This is a genomic window from Bradyrhizobium betae (assembly GCF_004123905.1).
Lineage (GTDB): Bacteria > Pseudomonadota > Alphaproteobacteria > Rhizobiales > Xanthobacteraceae > Bradyrhizobium > Bradyrhizobium betae_A.
The window spans coordinates 205,080-225,105 of the sequence record NZ_MZXW01000041.1; the positions used below are offsets into that span (position 1 = coordinate 205,080).

The 20,026-nt window shown below is 63.8% G+C and carries 17 protein-coding genes; 5 read left to right on the top strand and 12 right to left on the bottom strand.

Features of this window, described 5'->3' with window-relative positions; all coding sequences use genetic code 11:
- Nucleotides 1-15 precede the first annotated feature (15 nt).
- Both phbB and B5V03_RS30200 read right to left on the bottom strand, forming a co-directional pair.
- Nucleotides 16-741 (bottom strand): acetoacetyl-CoA reductase, encoded by a 726-nt coding sequence (gene phbB / locus B5V03_RS30195; RefSeq protein ID WP_129274033.1) that lies wholly within the window; start codon nucleotides 739-741, stop codon nucleotides 16-18.
- A gap of 240 nt (nucleotides 742-981) precedes the next feature.
- Nucleotides 982-2,160 carry an acetyl-CoA C-acetyltransferase gene (locus tag B5V03_RS30200; RefSeq protein ID WP_129274034.1) on the bottom strand — a complete coding sequence of 393 codons (1,179 nt, stop codon included), beginning with the start codon at nucleotides 2,158-2,160 and terminating at the stop codon, nucleotides 982-984.
- 314 nt (nucleotides 2,161-2,474) lie between these two features.
- Between B5V03_RS30200 and phaR the strand changes: the two genes are divergently transcribed.
- Complete coding sequence (gene phaR / locus B5V03_RS30205) at nucleotides 2,475-3,071, top strand: polyhydroxyalkanoate synthesis repressor PhaR (protein ID WP_129274035.1); 597 nt, start codon at nucleotides 2,475-2,477, stop codon at nucleotides 3,069-3,071.
- Nucleotides 3,072-3,242: 171 nt separating this feature from the next.
- Here phaR and B5V03_RS30210 read toward each other — a convergent pair whose 3' ends face one another.
- On the bottom strand, nucleotides 3,243-4,130 hold the full coding sequence (locus B5V03_RS30210; RefSeq protein WP_164988385.1) for a branched-chain amino acid aminotransferase: 888 nt from the start codon (nucleotides 4,128-4,130) through the stop codon (nucleotides 3,243-3,245).
- A gap of 119 nt (nucleotides 4,131-4,249) precedes the next feature.
- Between B5V03_RS30210 and B5V03_RS30215 the strand changes: the two genes are divergently transcribed.
- Nucleotides 4,250-5,185 carry an alpha/beta hydrolase gene (locus tag B5V03_RS30215; RefSeq protein ID WP_129274037.1) on the top strand — a complete coding sequence of 312 codons (936 nt, stop codon included), beginning with the start codon at nucleotides 4,250-4,252 and terminating at the stop codon, nucleotides 5,183-5,185.
- Between the two features lie 9 nt (nucleotides 5,186-5,194).
- Here the strand turns inward: B5V03_RS30215 and B5V03_RS30220 are convergent, their stop codons facing one another.
- Entirely contained in the window at nucleotides 5,195-5,443 is a 249-nt protein-coding gene (locus tag B5V03_RS30220) for a hypothetical protein (RefSeq protein ID WP_129274038.1), read from the bottom strand.
- A gap of 284 nt (nucleotides 5,444-5,727) precedes the next feature.
- Here B5V03_RS30220 and B5V03_RS30230 point away from each other — a divergent pair, with 284 nt between their 5' ends.
- A complete protein-coding gene (locus tag B5V03_RS30230) occupies nucleotides 5,728-7,311 on the top strand; it encodes a sensor domain-containing diguanylate cyclase (protein WP_129274039.1) in 1,584 nt (527 codons plus the stop codon).
- Between the two features lie 15 nt (nucleotides 7,312-7,326).
- Here B5V03_RS30230 and B5V03_RS30235 read toward each other — a convergent pair whose 3' ends face one another.
- From B5V03_RS30235 to B5V03_RS30245, 3 genes are all read right to left on the bottom strand, one after another.
- Entirely contained in the window at nucleotides 7,327-7,887 is a 561-nt protein-coding gene (locus B5V03_RS30235; protein ID WP_164988386.1) for a carboxymuconolactone decarboxylase family protein, read from the bottom strand.
- Nucleotides 7,888-7,996: 109 nt separating this feature from the next.
- A complete protein-coding gene (locus tag B5V03_RS30240; RefSeq protein WP_129274041.1) occupies nucleotides 7,997-9,154 on the bottom strand; it encodes a PLP-dependent cysteine synthase family protein in 1,158 nt (385 codons plus the stop codon).
- A gap of 46 nt (nucleotides 9,155-9,200) precedes the next feature.
- Complete coding sequence (locus tag B5V03_RS30245) at nucleotides 9,201-9,665, bottom strand: Lrp/AsnC family transcriptional regulator (RefSeq protein ID WP_129274042.1); 465 nt, start codon at nucleotides 9,663-9,665, stop codon at nucleotides 9,201-9,203.
- A 159-nt stretch (nucleotides 9,666-9,824) separates the two neighbouring features.
- On the opposite strand from B5V03_RS30245, the gene B5V03_RS30250 reads away from it, so the two are divergent.
- Nucleotides 9,825-10,841, top strand: a complete 1,017-nt coding sequence (locus tag B5V03_RS30250) for a 1-aminocyclopropane-1-carboxylate deaminase (RefSeq protein WP_129274043.1) — start codon at nucleotides 9,825-9,827, stop codon at nucleotides 10,839-10,841.
- A 191-nt stretch (nucleotides 10,842-11,032) separates the two neighbouring features.
- Here the strand turns inward: B5V03_RS30250 and recQ are convergent, their stop codons facing one another.
- The 4 genes from recQ to B5V03_RS30270 form a co-directional block, all read right to left on the bottom strand.
- Nucleotides 11,033-12,898: a DNA helicase RecQ gene (gene recQ, locus B5V03_RS30255; RefSeq protein WP_129274044.1), complete on the bottom strand. Its 1,866-nt coding sequence runs from the start codon at nucleotides 12,896-12,898 to the stop codon at nucleotides 11,033-11,035.
- A 289-nt stretch (nucleotides 12,899-13,187) separates the two neighbouring features.
- Nucleotides 13,188-13,931: a polysaccharide deacetylase family protein gene (locus B5V03_RS30260; RefSeq protein WP_129274045.1), complete on the bottom strand. Its 744-nt coding sequence runs from the start codon at nucleotides 13,929-13,931 to the stop codon at nucleotides 13,188-13,190.
- Nucleotides 13,932-14,036: 105 nt separating this feature from the next.
- Entirely contained in the window at nucleotides 14,037-15,038 is a 1,002-nt protein-coding gene (gene metA, locus B5V03_RS30265; protein WP_129274046.1) for a homoserine O-succinyltransferase MetA, read from the bottom strand.
- A 12-nt stretch (nucleotides 15,039-15,050) separates the two neighbouring features.
- Complete coding sequence (locus B5V03_RS30270; protein ID WP_129274047.1) at nucleotides 15,051-16,352, bottom strand: O-acetylhomoserine aminocarboxypropyltransferase/cysteine synthase family protein; 1,302 nt, start codon at nucleotides 16,350-16,352, stop codon at nucleotides 15,051-15,053.
- 750 nt (nucleotides 16,353-17,102) lie between these two features.
- Here B5V03_RS30270 and B5V03_RS30275 point away from each other — a divergent pair.
- Complete coding sequence (locus tag B5V03_RS30275; RefSeq protein ID WP_129274048.1) at nucleotides 17,103-18,404, top strand: TadE/TadG family type IV pilus assembly protein; 1,302 nt, start codon at nucleotides 17,103-17,105, stop codon at nucleotides 18,402-18,404.
- 50 nt (nucleotides 18,405-18,454) lie between these two features.
- Here the strand turns inward: B5V03_RS30275 and B5V03_RS30280 are convergent, their stop codons facing one another.
- Entirely contained in the window at nucleotides 18,455-20,023 is a 1,569-nt protein-coding gene (locus B5V03_RS30280) for an amidase family protein (RefSeq protein WP_129274049.1), read from the bottom strand.
- Between the last annotated feature and the right edge of the window lie 3 nt (nucleotides 20,024-20,026).

The following is a 20,026-nucleotide window of genomic DNA, read 5'->3' on the forward strand; positions in this document are numbered from 1 at the left end:
AGGCTTGACGTCACATCAGGCGTGATACTGGCCGCCATTGATGGTCAGCGTCGATCCCGTGATGAAGCCGGCCTCGTCGGCGGCCAGGAACACGACCGCGCGCGCGATTTCCTCGGGCTCGCCGAGCCGGTTGACCGGGATCTGCGGGATCACGTTCTTCTCCAGAACGTCCTTCGGCACGGCCTGCACCATCTCGGTGTTGATGTAGCCCGGCGCGATCGCATTGACGGTGATCCCGCCCTTGGCATTCTCGATCGCCAGCGCCTTGGTGAAACCGATGTCGCCGGCCTTGGCCGCGGAATAGTTGACCTGGCCAAACTGCCCCTTCTGGCCGTTGATCGACGAGATCGAGATGACGCGGCCGAACTTGCGCGCGCGCATGCCCTCGATCACCTGGCGCGTCATGTTGAACAGCGACCCGAGATTGGTGTTGATGACGGCGTTCCACTGCTCGAGCGTCATCTTGTGGAAGGCGGTGTCGCGGGTGATGCCGGCATTGTTGACCAGCACGTCGACGGGACCGAGATCGGCCTCGACCTTCTTCACGCCTTCCGCGCAGGCATCGAAATTGCTGACGTCCCATTTATAGACGGCGATGCCGGTCTCGGCCTTGAACTTCTCCGCCGCCGCATCGTTGCCGGCATAGCTCGCCGCGACCTTGTAGCCGGCCGCCTTCAGCGCCTTGCTGATCGCAGCTCCGATGCCACGCGTACCACCCGTCACTAATGCAACTCGTGCCATATCGTATTCCTTCCCTTGGACTCGTCGGACGTTTCTGAGTGATCGTTTTTAATGGGGGATTATGCGGTTGGTTTGACGGACATCAAGAACAAAACGCCCGGCGTTGAGCCGGGCGTTTGTATTTAGTCGAGGCTTGCGCGGTTGCGAAGAATATATGATTTGCAACCGCCGCCTTTTTAATCGCGTGCAACGCACTCACCGACGTGTGCAGCGCACCCGTCAGCTACACGTCAGCTGTCTTCAGTCGCGCGCCAGACACATCGCGATGCCCATGCCGCCGCCGATGCACAGCGTGGCAAGGCCCTTCTTTGAATCACGCTTCTGCATCTCGTGCAGCAGCGTCACCAGCACGCGCGCGCCGGAGGCACCGACCGGATGGCCGATCGCGATCGCGCCGCCATTGACGTTGACCTTGGCGGTGTCCCAGCCGAGATCCTTGTTGACGGCGCAAGCCTGCGCCGCGAAGGCCTCGTTGGCCTCGATCAGGTCGAGATCGCCGACACTCCAGCCGGCCTTCTTCAGCGCGGCACGCGAGGCCGGGATCGGGCCCGAGCCCATGATCTTCGGATCGACGCCCGCCTGCGCCCAGGACACGATGCGCGCGAGCGGCTTCTTGCCCTCCTTGGCCGCCTGCTTGGCGGTCATCAGCACCACGGCGGCAGCGCCGTCATTGATGCCCGAGGCCGAGCCAGCGGTGACCGTGCCTTCTTTCTCGAAAGCGGGCTTGAGCTTGGCCATCGCCTCAACGGTCGCGCCATGACGCGGATATTCGTCGGCGCTGACGACGATGTCGCCCTTGCGGGTCTTGATGGTGACGGGGACGATCTCGTCGTTGAACTTGCCGGCCTTCTGCGCGGCCTCGGCCTTCTGCTGCGAGGCGACCGCGAACTCATCCTGCTGGGCGCGGGTGATCTGCCACTGCCGCGCAACGTTCTCGGCGGTGTTGCCCATGTGGTAGCCGTTGAAGGCATCCCACAGGCCGTCCTTGATCATGGTGTCGACGAACTCAACCGCTCCCATCTTGACGCCGCCACGCAGATATTGCGCATGCGGAGCCATGCTCATGGATTCCTGGCCGCCGGCGACCACGATCTCGGAATCGCCGTTGAGCAGCGCCTGGTACCCGAGCGCCACCGTGCGCAGGCCCGAGCCGCAAAGCTGGTTCACGCCCCAGGCCGGGCTCTCCACCGGAATACCGGCCATGATCGAGGCCTGACGGGCGGGGTTCTGGCCTTGGGCCGCGGTCAGGATCTGGCCCATGATGACTTCGGAGACCCGGCCGGGCTCGATGCCACCGCGCTTCAGCGCAGCCTTGATGGCGATGGCGCCGAGGTCGTGGGCGGGAAGGGTTGCGAAGGCTCCGTTGAAGCTTCCGACCGGGGTGCGGGCGGCGCTGACGATGACGACATCGTCTGACATGGGCATCTCCTGAGGGCTTGAGGTTCTGAAAAGGGGCGGGCGGGCACTGGGAAACAGCCCGTCAGTCTCGTCCGGCATCCTGTTAACGTCATTGCGGCATGTCAATCGGCCCGTGACCAAATCCATCCCGCAGCGCATTCAAAATAGCGTTCTTGGCGATTTCGCAAGCAGGTTTTTGCTGTGCAATTAACCGTGCCGCACAAAACGGTAGCGTGAGCCCTTTGAAAATGCTTATTTTGTTGCGTTGCGTACTCTTCCCGCCCTGCGGCATTGCCCGGCAGGTTCCCGTTCTCAGCGTTTGCAAGTGAGAGCCCATGGCGAAATCAGACCAACCCACCACGATCAAGAAATACGCGAACCGCCGGCTCTATAACACCGGAACGAGCACCTACGTGACGCTGGAAGACCTCGCCGCCATGGTCAAGGACGGCGAAGATTTCCTGGTCTACGATGCCAAATCCGGTGACGACATCACCCGCTCCGTGCTCGCCCAGATCATCTTCGAGCAAGAGAACAAGGCCGGCCAGAACCTGTTGCCGACCACCTTCCTGCGCCAGCTGATCCGCTTCTACGGCGACAGCATGCAGATGGTGGTGCCGAAATATCTGGAGCAGTCGATCGCGACGCTGACCCAGGAGCAGGAGAAGTTCCGCAAGCAGATCGCCAACTCGCTTTCGGGCACGCCCTTTGCGCCGCTGGAGGAACAGGTCCGCCGCAACATGGAGCTGTTCCAGCAGACCTTCTCGATGTTCAAGCCGTTTGCCCCTGGCGCAGTCCGCCCGGCGACCAGCCCGGAGCCTGAGCCCGATGCGACCACCACTGCGCCGGCGGACAGCAACATCGACGACCTGCGCCAGCAGATGAAGGAGATGCAGGAGCGCCTCGAGAAGATGTCGAAGAAGGACGAGTAGCACTTTTCATCTGCACCGGCGCCCGCCTGCCGCGGGCGCGTCCTCGGCCGCTTTGCCCGACTGCCTCCTCGTCGTCATTGCGAGCAGCGAAGCAATCCAGAATTTTCCGCGGGACGACCCTGGATTGCTTCGCTGCGCTCGCAATGACGGAGTTCGCGGAGAGAGTGGCGCCTACGCCGCCAGCTTCACCGCATGCGCAAAGTCCCAATAGAGCTTTCGCGCTTTGGTGTAGAGCGGGCCCGGCTTCAGCTCGCGCTCGTCGATGCGGATCACCGGCGCGACCTTGGCGAAATTGCCCGTAGAAAAAATCTCGTCGGCAGCGAGAAAATCGGCATAGCGCAGCGTCTTCTCGACCACGGTGACGCCGTCGCCGCGTAGCAGGTTGATCACGCGCTGCCGCGTGATGCCGTTCAGGAACGTGCCGTTCGGCGCCGGCGTGAAGACCACGCCGTCTTTCGCCATGAACACGTTGGAATTACCGAACTCCGCGACATTGCCGAGCATGTCGAGCATCAGAGCGTTCTGGAAGCCGCGCGAGGCGGCCTCCGCCAGCGCGCGCGAATTGTTTGGATAGAGGCAGGCGGCCTTGGCCTCGACCGGCGCGCATTCGGCGGTCGGCCTGCGGAACGGCGACAGCGTGATCGCGTTGCCGACGGGCTTTGGCATCGGCGCCTCGTAGATGCACAGGCACCAATTGGTGGTCTCGGGGTCGAACAGCACGCCGCCGCCCGAACCGTTCTGAGCCCAGTACATCGGACGGATATAGAGATCGGCATTCGCCGCAAAGCGCGCGATGCCTTCATTCGCAAGCGTGAGCCAAGTGCCGGCATCGACCACCGGCTTCAGGCCGAAATTGATTGCGGATTGATTGGCGCGGGCGACATGACGGTCGAGATCGGGTGCGACGCCTTCGAACGCGCGGGCGCCGTCGAACACGACCGAGCCGAGCCAAGCCGCATGCGTGCGCGGGCCCATGATCGGCACATTGCCGTCGTGCCATTTGCCTTCGAAGAAGGTCCAGCTCGGCGAATATTCGATCGGCTTCCTGATCTCGGCCATGACCGGCCTCCCGTTGGCGTGACGCCGCATTATAGCGGCACTATTGGTCGCAATTTCTAAATGATTCCCTGCGGGGGGATGGTGAGTTATCCTCTCCCGCAAGGAGACAGGGAAGCGCCATGCCGCTCGATCCGCTCGCAAAGCGTTTGTTGACCATGATGGCTGCGGCCGGGCCGCAGGCGCGGAGCCGGCCGAGCGTGGAGGCACGGCGGCAGTCGCTGGCGAAACTGATGCAGTTCGCGCGCACTGATGCGCCCGACGTGAGGACGTCCGACGGCACAATGCCCGGCCCTGGCGGCGAGTTGCCCTATCGTCTCTACGCGCCCGCTTCTGCCGGAGAACGCGCGCCGGGCTTCGTGTTCTTTCACGGCGGCGGACTCGTTGCCGGCAGCGTTACCACGCACGACCGCATCGCGGCGGCGCTGGCGCATGTGACCGGCTGCCGGCTCGTCTCGGTCGAGTACCGGCTCGCGCCCGAGCACAAATATCCCGCCGCCGTGGACGACGCGATCGCCGCCACCGAATGGGTGGCGCGCGAAGCTTCCTCCCTCGGTATCGATGCCGAACGTCTCGTGGTCGGCGGCGATTCCGCCGGCGCGACGCTCGCTGCGATCGTGTGCCAGGAGGCGGCGCAGACCGCCGGCCTCTCGATCGTCGCGCAATGCCTGATCTGCCCGGTGCTGGATTTCGAGGAGACCTCGCCGTCGCGCGAAGAATTCGCCGAAGGCCATCTGATCGACCGCGTCACGATCGAAGCCGATCTCGCCGACTATCTGCCCGAGGGGCTGGATGCCGCCGCCCCCCGCATCTCGCCACTGCGCGCGACGCGGCTCGCGGGCCTGCCGACCGCCATCATCCACACCGCCGAGTTCGACCCGATGCGCGACGAAGGCAATGCCTACGCGCGCAAGCTGCTCGCCGCGGGCGTCGCGGTCGAGCATGTCTGCCATGACGGCATGGTCCACAATTTCCACGCCATGGGGGCGATCCTGCCGCAGGCGCAGCTCGTGCTGTCCCAGATCGGCGAGCAGGTGCGGCGGGCGGTGGAGAGGTAAAGGCGCAAATCACACACGGGCGCCGAGCACGGCCCTTGCGGCCACCACATATTCAGGCCAATGCGCGTCCGCATAACGCTCGGCCTGCCGTACGCAGATGATGTCGGGCGCATGCGCCGCGGCAATCGTGCGCGCGAAGCGCTCTTCGGCGACCGTCACGTCACCAGGTTCGGGCGACGGCACGCTAGCCGCCACAGCGGCCGGAGCAATAGCGAGGCCCGCCAGACCGGTGAGCAGGATGCGGCGTGACGTGTTCATGGCGGTCGTCCTTCCATTGTTCGGCCTGCACTCTGGCCGGCGACTGTGTCCGTGCGATCACGGCAGGGTAACCGCGCACATCCGCGCCGTCCATCGCTTGCGGATAGCGCTTGACCCGTCGCGCGATCACGTTCCATCCAACAACGGTTCCCGCCTCGGGGCGATTGCGCGTCAACCGATTGTTAATCCTCACCCGAAAACTTCGATCGCGTTACATCGTCGCAAGGAACCTTGCGCGAAACTGGGCCGGCTTTTCGCATCGTGTTTCGCGTTGGAGGCTGCGAATGTCCCGCTCGATCCCGGAACGGACGTTCCTTGCTGGGAAGATCTTCTTCAATTTCGGCCAGTCGTCGATCGATTGCGTCGTGCGTCGGCTGTCCGAGGAGGCTGCGACGCTCGAGATGGAGAGCGGCCTCGGCGTGCCCGAGCGATTCCAGCTCAGGCTCGCGGGACGCGAGGTTGTGACCTGTCGCGTGACCTGGCGATCGGACCGTCAGGTCGGGGTCTCCTTCGCGCAACCGGGCAGAGTCGAGCGTCCAGTCAGCGAGGAGCGCGACCGCTCGTCCGACGCGCTGATGCGCGCCCAGATGCTGGCGCTGCGCGCCGCGCTCGATCATGTGCCGACCGGCATCGTGCTGCTCGACTCCCATCTCAGGGCCCGCCTGATCAACCGGTCGTTCCGTCAGATGTGGCGCCTGCCCGACCAGGTGGCCGACAGCAATCCATCCATTCTCACGCTACTTCATCATGGACGCGATACGGGAGCCTATGAGGTGCCGGACCCGGCCCTCGACGCGCTGGTGGCAGAACGTGTTCGCGTGATCGAGGCGGGTGATCCGACCCCGATCGATCTGCGCCGGACCAATGGCGATGTCGTACGCGTGCAGGTCACACCGTTGCCCGACGGTGGGCGCATGCTGACCTATACGCCCGTCACGGACATCGTGCGCGCCTCCGACGAGCTGAAGCTGCTGCGCGACGCGCTGGAGAATGTTCAGGATGGCGTCCTCCTGCTCGACTCCGATCTGCGCGCCAGCTTCATGAACCGGCGCATGCGGCGCTTTTGGGAGGTCAGCGAAGACGAGGCCGCAAGCCGGCCAGCCTATTCGTCGCTGGTGCGACGCATGCATCGCGCCAGCGCGCCCAATCTTCCGACGAGCGAGCTCACGAGATTTCCGGCGAGACGCGTCGACGAGGTCAAGGCCGGCGATCATGTACGCGACCTCCAGACGCCGGATGGACGGCGCATCAGGGCCCATTGCACCACCATGTCGAACGGCGGCCGCATGCTGACCTATGTCGACATTACCGACCTCACGCAAAAAGCCGCGATGCTGGAGACGCTCGCCACCACCGATCCGCTCACCGGCCTCTACAACCGCCGCCACTTTCTCGAGTGCCTTGAAGCGGAATGGAGTCGCTTTCAGCGCTACTATCGCTCCGTCTCGGTGCTGATGCTCGACATCGACCATTTCAAGTCGGTCAACGATCGCTACGGCCATGCGGTGGGCGACGCCGCGATCAAGGCCGTTGCGGCCGCGTGCCTCGATGGCAAGCGCAAGTCGGACATCGTCGGCCGTCTCGGCGGCGAGGAGTTCGCCGTTCTCCTGCCCGAGACCAGCCTGTCGCGGGCGAGGACTGTCGCCGAGCGCATCCGCAAGCGCGTGATAAGCACGCAGGTCTTTGCCGACAAGGTGCAGTTCGGCCTCACCGTGAGCATCGGCATCGCAGAGGCCACCGTCAGCATGTCCGGCATCGACGCGCTGATGGGCGCGGCCGATCATGCGCTCTACCAGGCCAAGGCCGAAGGCCGCAATCGCTGCACCGCCTGGGTACCCGCGCCGCCCGCAAGCAAGGCGGCGGAATGAGCGACGACGCAGCGCCTACTCCGGCACCGGCACATCGAAGGTGTTGAGCGTGACTGAGACCATGCAGTAGACGCCGACGAGATAGGACAGCTCGGCCGCGCCATGCTCGCCGAACTCCTTGACCGCCGCCCGATAGGTCAGCTCAGGCAGCACGCCGCCGCTCACCAGCGCCGAGGCCATGTCGTAAGCGACCGCTTCCTGCTTGGTGAGATCCACCGGCCGCTGGCCGGCGACGATGGTCGCGAGCTTTTCGTCGGACAGACCGCGCTGCTCCGCGACCAGCACGTGGGCGTAGAGCTCATAGCCCGAACGGAAATGCGAGCCCGTGACGAGGATCGCGACCTCGCGCACCGGCCCCGGCAGCAGTGGGTTCGACGCGATCGCCTTGACCAGCTCCCACACCGGCCCGCCGAAACGCGGCTCGCGGATCCAGGGATTCCACGGGCCGAGCAGCGCGCCGTCGTCGCGCATGTTCACGAAGCCCTTGAAGTGGTCCTTGATGCCGGCTTGCATGTCGTCATAGAGCGGCTTCTGTTCGGCACTCAGGTCTTTCGGATCGAGAATGGGAAGTCGCACGGCGGGATCTCCTCGTTGAGAAGCGAAGACGGTCGCCCGCATGCGTGCACATGGCAAGTGAAGTTGCCGTGACGACCGTGCCATTTTGTAAATCGCACGGCGACGTCAGCTATCGGGTCTCAACGTTTCCCTGCGGATTGGCGACGTCTTCGACCGTGAGCGCCAATGGCTGCCCGGTATCGAGGAACGACGACAGCGCCGCCTCGACCGGCGCCGGATCGAGACCGCGCGCTTTCAGCCATTCGGGCTCGTAATAGGTCTGCCGGTAACGCTCGCCGGAATCGCAGATCAGCGTCACCAAAGATCCGGTCTGACCCGCCTTGCGCATCTCCGTGGCGAGCCGGCATAGAGCCAGGAAGTTGGTGCCCGTCGAGCCGCCGACCGCACGGCGCAGCCGGCGCGACAGCACGTTCATCGCCGCGATCGTCGCCGCATCCGGGATCTTCATCATGCGGTCGACCACGCCCGTCACGAAAGACGGCTCGCAGCGCGGTCGGCCGACGCCCTCGATCAGCGACGGGCGGTCGCAAACATGGGAGCGGTCCTGCGTGCGGAAGCAGTCGAAGAAAGCGGAATGCTCGACGTCGGCGACGCAAAGGCGGGTCGGATATTGGCGATAGCGCAGATAGCGTCCGATGGTGGCCGACGTGCCGCCGGTGCCTGCGCCCATCACGATCCAGTCCGGCAGCGGGCGGGGCTCACCTTGCAATTGGGTGAAGATCGACTCGGCGATGTTGTTGTTGCCGCGCCAATCCGTGGCGCGCTCGGCAAAGGTAAACTGGTCCATGTAATGGCCGTTCAGCCGGGCGGCGAGCGCTGCAGCTTCCGCATACAGCGCGCGGCCGTCGTCGATCAGATGGCAGTTGCCGCCATAATGCGTGATCGCGGCGATCTTCTCCGCCGAGGTCGTGCGCGGCATCACGGCGTAGAAGGGCACGCCGATCATCTGCGCGAAATAGGCCTCCGACACCGCGGTCGATCCTGACGAGGCCTCGACGACGGGCGTGCCTTGGCGGATATGGCCGTTGCAGAGCGCATAGAGGAACAGCGAGCGCGCTAGGCGGTGCTTCAGGCTGCCGGTCGGATGCGTGGACTCATCCTTGAGATAGATGTCGATGCCTGACAGCGCCGGCACGATCAGCCGGATCAGATGGGTGTCGGCCGTGCGGCACTGGTCGGCCTCGATCGCGGCCACCGCCTCGTCGACCCAGCCGCGCCGATAGGCCGGTCCGGCCGGATTGAGATGGCGGAAAGGGAATGTCTGCATCGAAGTGAATCTCTCATGATGCGGATCGCGCATCAATAGCCGCGGCTCAAAACTCCAGCGGCGCGTTGTCGACGACCTCTTTCATCACGAAGAAGGTGCGGGTCTGGCGCACGCCGGGCAGCGCGATGAGTTGCTCGCCATGAATGCGGTTGAAGTCCTCCATGTCGCCGACGCGGATTTTCAGGAAATAGTCGAAATCGCCGGCGACGAGGTGGCAATCGAGCACGAATTTCAGCTTGGTGATGGCCTGTTCGAAGATGGCAAAACTCTCGGGCGTCGAGCGGTCGAGCACGACGCCGACCATCACCAGCGTGCCCTTGGCCACCTTCTTCGGCGCGACCATGGCGCGCACAGCGGCGATAAACCCGTCCTCGAACAGGCGCTGGGTGCGGCGATGGCAGGTGGCGGGGCTGATGGCGACGGTTTCGGCCAGCTCCGCATTGCTGAGCCGACCGTTATTCTGCAGCAATCTCAACATCTTGAGATCAATTCGATCGAGACGGGCCGACATGGAAGAAGCTTCCGTATATGGAATATAAAGCGGAAGATATTATATCTTCTGGCCATATTTCTGCAAGATAAGGCGCAATATAGGCGCAATATTCGAGAGCACATTTCTGCAGCCAGATGCTAGCGAGACCCCAGACATCAACGCTATCAGGGATCACCCATGAAGCTCGACCAATTCGCACGATATCCGCTGACCTTCGGCCCGACGCCCATCGAGAAGCTGGAGCGGCTGTCAAAACATCTCGGTGGCAATGTCGAGATCTATGCCAAGCGCGAGGACTGCAACTCAGGCCTCGCCTATGGCGGCAACAAGCTGCGCAAGCTCGAATATATCATCCCCGATGCGATCGCCTCCAATGCCGACACGCTGGTCTCGATCGGCGGCGTGCAGTCCAACCACACCCGCATGATCGCCGCCGTCGCCGCCAAGATCGGCATGAAGTGCCGCCTGGTGCAGGAAGCCTGGGTGCCGCACGAGGACGCCGTGTATGACCGCGTCGGCAACATCATGCTCTCGCGCATCATGGGCGCCGACGTCCGCCTCGTCGACGACGGCTTCGACATCGGCATCCGCAAGAGCTGGGAGCAGGCGATCGAGGAAGTGAAGGCGGCAGGCGGCAAGCCCTACGCGATTCCCGCCGGCGCCTCCGTGCACAAGTTCGGCGGCCTCGGCTATGTCGGCTTTGCCGAGGAAGTGCGCGAGCAGGAAGCCGAGCTCGGCTTCAAGTTCGACTACATTGTGGTCTGCACCGTCACCGGCTCGACCCATGCCGGCATGCTGGTCGGCTTCGCTGCCGACGGCCGCGCCCGCAAGGTGATCGGTATCGATGGCTCGTTCACGCCGGCGCAGACCAAAGCCCAGGTGCTCTCGATCGCGCAGAACACGGCCAAGCTCGTCGAGCTCGGCAAGGACATCGTTGCAGACGACGTCGTGCTGATCGAGGACTACGCCTATCCCGCCTATGGCGTACCGTCGGAGGAGACCAAGGAGGCGATCCGCCTCACCGCACGGTTAGAGGCGATGATCACCGACCCTGTCTATGAAGGCAAATCGATGCAAGGCCTGATCGACCTGACCCAGAAGGGCTATTTCGAGAAGGGCGCAAAGATCCTCTACGCCCATCTCGGCGGCGCGCCGGCGCTCAACGGCTATGGGTATGCGTTCCGGAACGGCTAGGCCATCAAGATTGTCGTCCCGGGGCGCGACGAAGTCGCGAGCCCGGGACCCATAGCCACAGCATCGCGTTTGGCGAAGACTCGCGCGGACCAGCTCGCCATAACCACATCGGCCTGTGGTTATGGATCCCGGATCGGCGCTCCGCTTCGCTGCGCTTGTCCGGGATGACGTGGGGAGGGAGGATCGCTCGCCTACCGCGTCCTGACGATCTGCAATAGCTCCTCGCCGTAATGCTCGAGCTTCTTGTCGCCGATGCCGGGCACGTTGCGGAGCTCATCCAGCGTCGTCGGCCAGGCCCGGACGATGCCGTCGATGGTGGCGTCGTGCAACACCACATAGGCCGGCACACCGCGCTCGCGCGCGATATCTGAACGCCATGAGCGCAGTCGCGCACGCAGCTCGGGATCGACATCGCCTTGCGGCGCATGAGCCGCGGGCGCGAGGTCGCCACGGCGCGATTTGGTCCGGCTGACGCGAACACGCGTACCCTCCGCCTCCTCGCGCAGCCACACCTCGGTCTCACCGCGCAGCACGCCGCGTGCGGTCTCCGTCAGTTTCAGCGCACCATAAGCTTCGCTGTCGCTCTGCAAATGCCCCATCGCCACGAGTTGTCGCAGCACCGTACGCCACTGCTTCTCGTTGAGCTCGCGCCCGATGCCGAACACCGACAGCTTGTCGTGGCCGAACTGCGTCACCTTCTCGGTCAGGCGGCCGATCAGCACGTCGATCAGATGCATCGCGCCGAAACGCTGCCCGGTGCGATAGGCACAGGACAGCAGTTTTTGCGCCAGCACCTTGCCGTCGCGCATCTTGGGCGGCGTCAGGCAGTTATCGCAATTGCCGCAGCTCTCGCCGTGCACGCTTTCGCCGAAATAGCCGAGCAGCCGCTTGCGTCGGCACTGCGCGGTCTCGGCGAGCCCGACCAGCGCATCGAGCTTGCCGATCGAGACGCGCTTGAAGTCATCGGACCCGTTGGATTCGTCGATCATGCGGCGCTGCTGCACGATGTCGGAAAGGCCATAGGCCATCCAGGCCGCCGACGGCTTGCCGTCGCGACCGGCGCGTCCCGTCTCCTGGTAGTAGGACTCGATGCTCTTGGGCAGGTCGAGATGCGCGACGAAACGCACATCCGGCTTGTCGATGCCCATGCCGAAGGCGATGGTCGCGACGATGACGATGCCGTCCTCGTTGAGGAAGCGGTCTTGATTGCGCGAGCGTACGCTGCTGTCGAGGCCGGCGTGATAAGGCAGCGCCGCAATGCCGGCATCGTCGAGCGCGGCAGCGACTTCCTCGACCCGTTTGCGAGACAGGCAATAGACCACGCCCGCGTCTGACGCGTGGCGCTCCCGGATGAATTCCTTGAGCTGCGACACCGCGTTGCGCTTGTCGACGATCTCGTAGCGGATGTTGGGCCGGTCGAAGCTGGAGACGAATTGCGGGGAGCCGGTCAGCTGGAGCCGCTCGACGATCTCCTTGCGCGTCAATTCGTCGGCGGTCGCGGTCAGCGCGATGCGCGGGATGTCCGGAAAGCGTTCGGCGATAATGGAGAGACCGACATATTCCGGTCGGAAGTCGTGGCCCCATTGCGAGACGCAGTGCGCCTCGTCGATCGCGAACAGCGCGACCTTGGCCTGCGCCAGCATCGACAGGCAGCGCGGCGTCACCAGCCGTTCCGGCGCGACATAGAGCAAGTCGAGATCGCCCGCGATCAGGCGGCGCTCGATGTCGGAGGCTTCCTGGAACGTCAGCGACGAGTTCAGCGCAGCGGCATTGACACCAGCCTCGAGCAAGCCAGCGACCTGGTCGCGCATCAGCGCGATCAGCGGCGACACCACGATGCCGCAGCCTTCGCGCAAAAGCGACGGCAGCTGGTAGCACATCGACTTGCCGCCGCCGGTCGGCATCAGCACCAGGCAATTGCCGCCATCCGTGACATGCCGGATGATCTCGCCCTGCGCGCCGCGGAACCCCGGCAGGCCGAACACCGAATGCAACACCGACAGCGCATCGCGGCCGTTGGCCGGCGCAGGCAGCGGGGCGGTGGAGGGAGCGGACATGAGCGAGCGGGAACCACGGCCGTGAGATTCGACACAAGGCCAGTCGCATGGCGGCGCGGGCGTGGCAAGCCCATCTTCTCCCTCTCCCCGCTTGCGGCAGGGCAATCGATATGAGGTGCGTGCCAGGGGTACCGACAGTCTCCAAAGCGTCATGGCCGGGCTTGTCCCGGCCATCCACGCCTTGCCACTCAGCACAAAGAACGTGGATGCCCGGGACAAGCCCGGGCATGACGACCTCTTGTGAAAGTTCAAGCGCGGCCCAGCCGCAAGCAGGGAGAGGCGAAAGAAGCTACGCCCCGATCCTTCGCAGCGCTTCCGCGACCGTCACGATCGGCATGTCGCGCTTCCCGGCCGCCTCCAGCGCATGGCGCATCAGGTGCGGCGTGCAACCATAGGGGCTTGGCGCATCGACGACGTCATGGCTGTAGAAGATCAGCCAGCCGCCGCTTGCGACCGCCTCGTCGAAATAGCCATCGACGCCTGCCGCGTCGATCTCGTAATTGACCAAAGGCGAGGCGCGCAGGAACTGGAGGTCGATGACGTCCTGATTGACGCCCGGCAAGATGCCGCGCGCGGAGCGGAAGGCCTTCGCGAGCTGCGGCTTGCGCCAGACCGAGGCGAGACCATACGGATAAGCAAAATTCTCCAGAGTGATCGAGGAATCGATGCCGCGAAAATGGCTGCGGTTCCGTTCAATCTCGCGGGCCATGGCCGCCTCGTCGAAATTGACCGCGCTCTGGTGCGAGAAGGTGTGGCAGGCAATCTCGTGGCCGGCCCGGTGCAGCCGCACGATCTCGTCATTCGACAGCCCACGCCAATGATCCGACGGCTGGCCGATCAGGCTACCGGCAATATAGTACGTGCCACGGCCGCCATGTGCTTCGAGCAGCGAAGCGCCCTCGCCGGCGGCGCTATCGGGGGCATCGTCGAAGGTGAAGCTCACCATCGGCGCATGCGCAGGCAAGCGGTGCGGCGCGGCACGGAAATGCCGGGCCAACCGATTGCTCACGCGTCCCTGGAGTGCCGACCACACGACCGCATTTCCTGTGATTGCGTATTTCTCTACTGAAACATTCGTGCGCCGGTTGAGGCAAGCTTAACGCTTGGGTAATCCTAACGCAGAACCAACGCCCTTCGGCTAGCGGGCAAGAACCGAGGCATCGGCCTCCGCGCCGAGAAATTGCAGCCAGTTGCGGAAAAGCGCCGCCGCGGCGCTGCCGGCGGCGATATCGGCGCGCAAAGTCAGCGCGGGCAGGTCGTTGCTGAGCGCCGGATGGCGCTCGTGCCTCGCCCGCTTCTCGAAGCGCGCCAGTCTCTCTTCCGTTGCTGCGTCAAAATAGCTCACCGGCAGGTGCGGATAATGATCGCGCTCACGCGCGAGATAGCGGCCGACGTCGCGTAGATATTCGCGCTGGAGCGACAGCGCGTCATATTCCGGGTGGCCCTGGAAGAACACGAAGCGGCTGGTATATTGGCGGACGAAGACGTCGACGCCGGCGAGGGCCGAGCGTGTCAGAACCTGATAACCGGCCTGCGCGAGGTCGCCCTCGACGACCTCGTTCAGGCGCGAATGCGAGACCTTGAGCGGTGTGGGCCCGGCGTGAGTCAGGGAATCGTTCGTCACGGCCTCGCAGTCAAAGATGCCGTGACATTTGGCCGGCAACCGCCGCCGTTCGATGCCGTCGAGGTGCAGTACCGCCGCATGCGCAGCAAGGCAGGACCAGATCGTCGAACGCGTGTTGACCTTGGCCCAGTCGATCAGATCGGTGAGGTCGCGCCAGTACGGTTCCTGGTCGAGCTCGGGTGCGACCGGCTCCGCGCCGGTTACGATCAGCCCGTCGAATCTCCGGCGCTTGAGATCTGCGAGATCTGAATATTCACTCTCGACATGCCATTTCGCTTCCGGCGAACGCCTCACCGAAGGTAGCGAGAAGCAGTGGAAGCGGATGCGGCGCGGGCCTGCGGCGACCTGGAGCAGCTTCATGAACTGCCGCTCGGTCGCCTTCAGCGCCGTATCAGGCATGTTGTTGATCAGCCCGATGTTCAGATCGGCGCCAGCCTGATCGCGCGCCAGATCGCCCTCGGCCGGCACGAGTGCCGGGCTCGTTATACCTTGATCCCTGTCGATCAAGACCGTCATCGGGGCGGCCGCCTACTCCGCCGCCTGGAGGCGCGACGACGGACAGGCCTTCTCCAGCGCCTGGTCGATGTCCTCGATGATGTCTGCGGAATGCTCGATGCCGATCGACAGGCGGATCGTCTCCGGCAGCACGCCGGCAGCGCGCTGCTGCTCCGCCGACATCTGGCGATGCGTGGTCGACGCTGGATGGCAGGCCAGCGACTTGGCATCGCCGATATTGACGAGGCGCGTGATCAGCTTCAGCGCGTCGTAGAAATTCTTGCCGGCTTCCATGCCGCCCTTGATGCCGAAGGTGAATAGCGAAGAGGCGTTGCCGTCGAGATATTTTTGGACCAGCGGGTAGTAGGGGCTGTCGGGGAAGCCTGTGTAATTCACCCAGGCGACGCGCGAATCCTTGCGCAGGAATTCGGCGACTTTGCGTGCGTTTTCGCAGTGGCGCTCCATGCGCAGCGCCACGGTCTCTATACCCTGGATCAGCAGGAAGGCATTGAACGGCGACAGCACCGAGCCCATGGTGCGCTGATAGATGCTGCGAGCGCGCTCGATATAGGCGGTCTTGCCGAAGCGCTCGGCATAGACGAGGCCGTGATAGGAGGCGTCCGGCTTGTTGTAGCCGGGGAATCGGTCGGCGTATTTGCCCCAGGGAAAGTTTCCGGAATCGACGATGGCGCCGCCGAGCGTGGTGCCGTGGCCACCCAGAAATTTCGTGAGCGAATGCACGGCGATGTCGGCGCCGTAGTCGAACGGCTTGAGCAGGATGGGCGTCGCAACGGTGTTGTCGACGATCAGCGGCACGCCATGCGCATGCGCGATTTTCGCCAGCGCCTCGATATCGCAGACATTGCCGGCGGGATTGCCGATGGTCTCGGCAAACACGGCCCGGGTGTTCTCGTCGATCAGCTTTGCGATCGCATCAGGCTGGTCGCTCTCGGCGAAGCGGCCGGTGATGCCCTGACGCGGCAGGATGTGCGAGAGCAGCGTGTGAGTGGTGCCATAGAGCTGCGGCACGGACACGATGTTGCCGCCGTGATCGGCGACGTTGACGAAGGCGAAATGCAGCGCCGCCTGACCGGTCGCGACCGCGAGCGCGCCGACGCCGCCTTCGAGCTCGGCGATGCGTTTCTCCAGCACGGCACTGGTCGGATTGGCGATGCGGCTGTAACGGTAACCTTCGGCTTCGAGATTGAAGAGCGCCGCGCCGTGATCGGCGCTGTCGAAGGCGTAGGCCGCGGTCTGGTAGATCGGCACTGCGACCGCGTGCGTGGTAGCTTCGGGCTCATAGCCGGCGTGAATAGCGATCGTCTCGTTGCGCATCGTGCCACCTCCGCGTGGGACGCGGGCCGCACTTATTGGCCTGTATGAGGCATGTGCGTTGTCCGCCGTCCTCGTGTTAGAGGCGGGTGGTAAAGCGGGCAATAATTCGTCTAGAGATCGAGGAAGTAACCCTAACGCTTATTGGTGAATTGGCTAAAATTCGAGTCAAATTGGATTAGTGAATTGTTGGGGTTTGCCGCGACGGCCGTGGCACCATCCCCCTCCCCCTACGGAAGAAGCTGCAGCGTCTTCGCGGCGACAATGACGACACGATCCCAACGCTGTGCTCTTACACCGCCGGCGTCACCACGAATTCTGCGCGTGAAAAAGAGCGACGACTCTCTGAGCGATGTCGTCGCGACTGCGAATGGCGATGCCAGGCGACTCGCTTCAGGCCGGAGATGAGTCGGATCTTCTTCGAGAACGGCGGCTCATCGAAGAGATGCAGAGTGATCGAACGATCGCTCGCGATATCGTCCTCTCCTGACTTTAAGTTGACGCGCTCTCGCACGACGCGGCATCCGTGCATGTTGAGGCCACGCGTCCGAGCGAGTCAGGCGCGCCCCCGGATTACTACGGAGTTTCGCCGAACTTGCGTGCGCAAAATCGCCTATTTTTCTCGGGAATTTTCGCGCTTCAATGACATGCTCCGCAATAATACGGACACGCGTTTTCACATCGCGGTCAACTCTTGCGTAAGTTCCACAGTGTTAGCGTCCGCGCATTGTTTTCATTTAGGGATGCGTTTGCTTGACCTTTGCCACCGGGAATGCTCATCGCCTGCTCTCGCGCTTTGTCTCCGACCGAAATGGCAACATCGCAGTCATCTTTGCGCTCGCGCTGGTCCCGCTGCTGTCCTTCGTCGGCGCTGCCGTCGACTACTCCCTCGCCGCACGGGCGAGAGCGAAGCTGATCGCTGCGCTCGACACCGCGATGCTGGTCGCCACCGCGAAGAGCGAAATCACCAAGACCGCGTCGGCTGCGCAGAGCGACGCGGTCAACATCTTCACGGGGCAGATGTCGGCGCTCGGCATGACGGCGAGTTCAGTGACTATCAACGTAACGGATAGCGTCACCACCCGCACCGCTACTGGAACGGCGTCGGCGACAGTGACGACCTACTTCATGGGAATTGTGGGCTACAAGACCCTCGGCTTTTCGGCCAACTCGAGCGCTGCGGCCTCGCTGCCGTCCTACATCGACTTCTACGTGCTGCTCGACAATTCACCATCGCAGGGGATCGGCGCAACAACCGCCGACATGACTGCGCTGCAGAATGCCACGTCAGACAGCTGCGCCTTCGCCTGCCACGACACCTACACATCAAGCACGAAAAAGACGTTGCAGACGAACAGCTATTACGCGCTCGCAAAGAAGCTCGGCATCAAGATGCGGATCGATCTCGTACGCGATGCGACGCAGTCGCTGACCGACACCGCGACCGCGAGCCAGCTTGTCAGCAACCAATACCGGATGGCGGTCTACACCATGGGGAGCGATTGCGCCTCGGTCGGCCTGACCACGATCTCACCGCTGACCTCGAGCCTCTCGTCGGTGAAGACGGCGATTTCTGCCGTCGACCTGATGACGATCCCCTATAACAACTACAACAACGACATGTGCACGGATTTCGACGGCATCCTGTCGTCGATGAACACCACGATTCCAACGCCCGGCGACGGCTCTTCGTCCTCGCCGCAGAAATGGCTGTTCTTCGTCTCGGACGGCGTCGCCGACTATTACTATCCCTCGACCTGTAGCAAGACCACCGTTTCCGGTGGCCGATGCCAGGAGCCGTTGACGACGGCGATCTGCGACACCATCAAAGCACGCGGCGTCAAGATCGCGGTGCTCTACACCAGCTATCTCGCGATCACCAACAACAGCTGGTACACCACCTATATTGCGCCGTGGCGCAGCTCGATCGGGACCAAGATGCAATCCTGCGCGACGTCGGGCTATTATTACGAGGTCTCAAGCGATGCCAACATCAGTGACGCGCTGAACTCTTTGTTTCAGAAGGCGATCGCCGCCGCGCATTTGACGAATTAACCGCGCCTGGAGGGGCCTCGCGCAGGCACGCGAAGCCCCTCAATACTGGATCAGGCCATCGTCTCCCACAAGCGATGGGCGAACACGCCTGCGCGCTTCTCGATCGCTGCTGCCGCGTCGAGCGCGAGGTCCTCGCGATAGCGACCGGCAATGAGCTGCACGCCGATCGGCTTGCCGTCATGCACGGCGACCGGCACCACCGCGCCCGGCAGACCCAGCACGTTGATCGCGGAGATGAAGCGGATCTCGCCCCAGAAGATCTCCTTCACGCGCTCGGCACTGACGGTATCCTCGCGCGGTCCCGGCGTCGGCTTCACCGTGGTCGGCGCCAGCACGACCGGATATTCCTCGAAGAACAGCTGCCAGGCGCGGATATGGCCGTTGCGTGCGGCGGTCGCCTGCATCCAGGCCTTGAGATCGAGCACATTCGCCTTGGTCTTCATGCCGCCCCAGGCCTTGTGAAAATCCTCGGACGTCACCTTCAGCATGCTCGCTTCCTGCATCACCATGGTCTCGTTGGTGATGATGTCGCACCAGGTCTGCCAGACGCCGTTGATGTCGGGGACCTCGACCTCGGTCACGCGATAGCCGGAACGCTCGAGGTGATCGGCGGCCTGACGCAGCGCCGCCGCTACGGACGGATCGACGTCCATATCGTCAGGGATCTTTGCGAGCGCGACCTTGATTGGCCCCTTAGGCTTCGGTCCGGCCAGCGGTGCCGGCACCCACCAGGGATCGCGCGGATCGCGCTGGCTCATCACCTCCAGCGCAAGCCTGATGTCGGCGACGTGACGCGCGAGCGGGCCCTGCGCCGACATCAGATGCGCCAGCATCGGCCGCTCGGCCACGGCGCTTCCGTTGAAGGCGGGAATGCGGCCCTGCGTCGGCTTGATGGTGGCGACGCCGTTGCAATGCGCCGGCCAGCGCAGCGAGCCGCCGATGTCGTTGCCATGAGCGATAGTGCCGATGCCGGCGGCAACCGCCGATCCCGCGCCGCCCGAGGAGCCGCCGCAGGTGATATTGGGATCCCAGGGATTGAGCGTCAGCCCGTGCAGGGGATTGTCGGTGAAGCCGCGGAAGGAGAACTCCGGCGTGTTGGTGAGGCCGATGACGATCGCGCCGGCCTTCTTGAGATTCCGCACCACCGGTGAATCCGACGGCGCGACAAAATCCTTGTTGGCGGGGACGCCGTTGAAATTGGGCCGCCCCTCGTAGTCGACGTTCTCCTTGATGGTGATGGGCACGCCGTGCAGGAGGCCGAGCGCACCGCCCCTGGCGCGTTGCTTGTCGGCCGCATGCGCGGCCTTCAGCGCTTCCTCGCTGAGATCGACAACGACTGCATTCAGTCTGGGATTGACGGCGCGCATCCGGTCCAGATGCGCCTCGACGGCCTCGACCGCGGAGATTGTGCCATTACGGATCGCGGCCGCGGTATCGACCGCAGACCATTGCCAGACCGGGCCCTTCGGGCGGCGGGCCGTGGCTGACTTACGCGGCGCAGCCTTCTTGACCGTCTTCTCCCCAGTTTTCGCAACGGCGCCCTTGCGGGCGGTGCTCGTCTTGGCCTTCGCTACTTTCTTCGAAACACTTTTCTTCTTGCTCGCCGTCTTCTTCGCCACGTC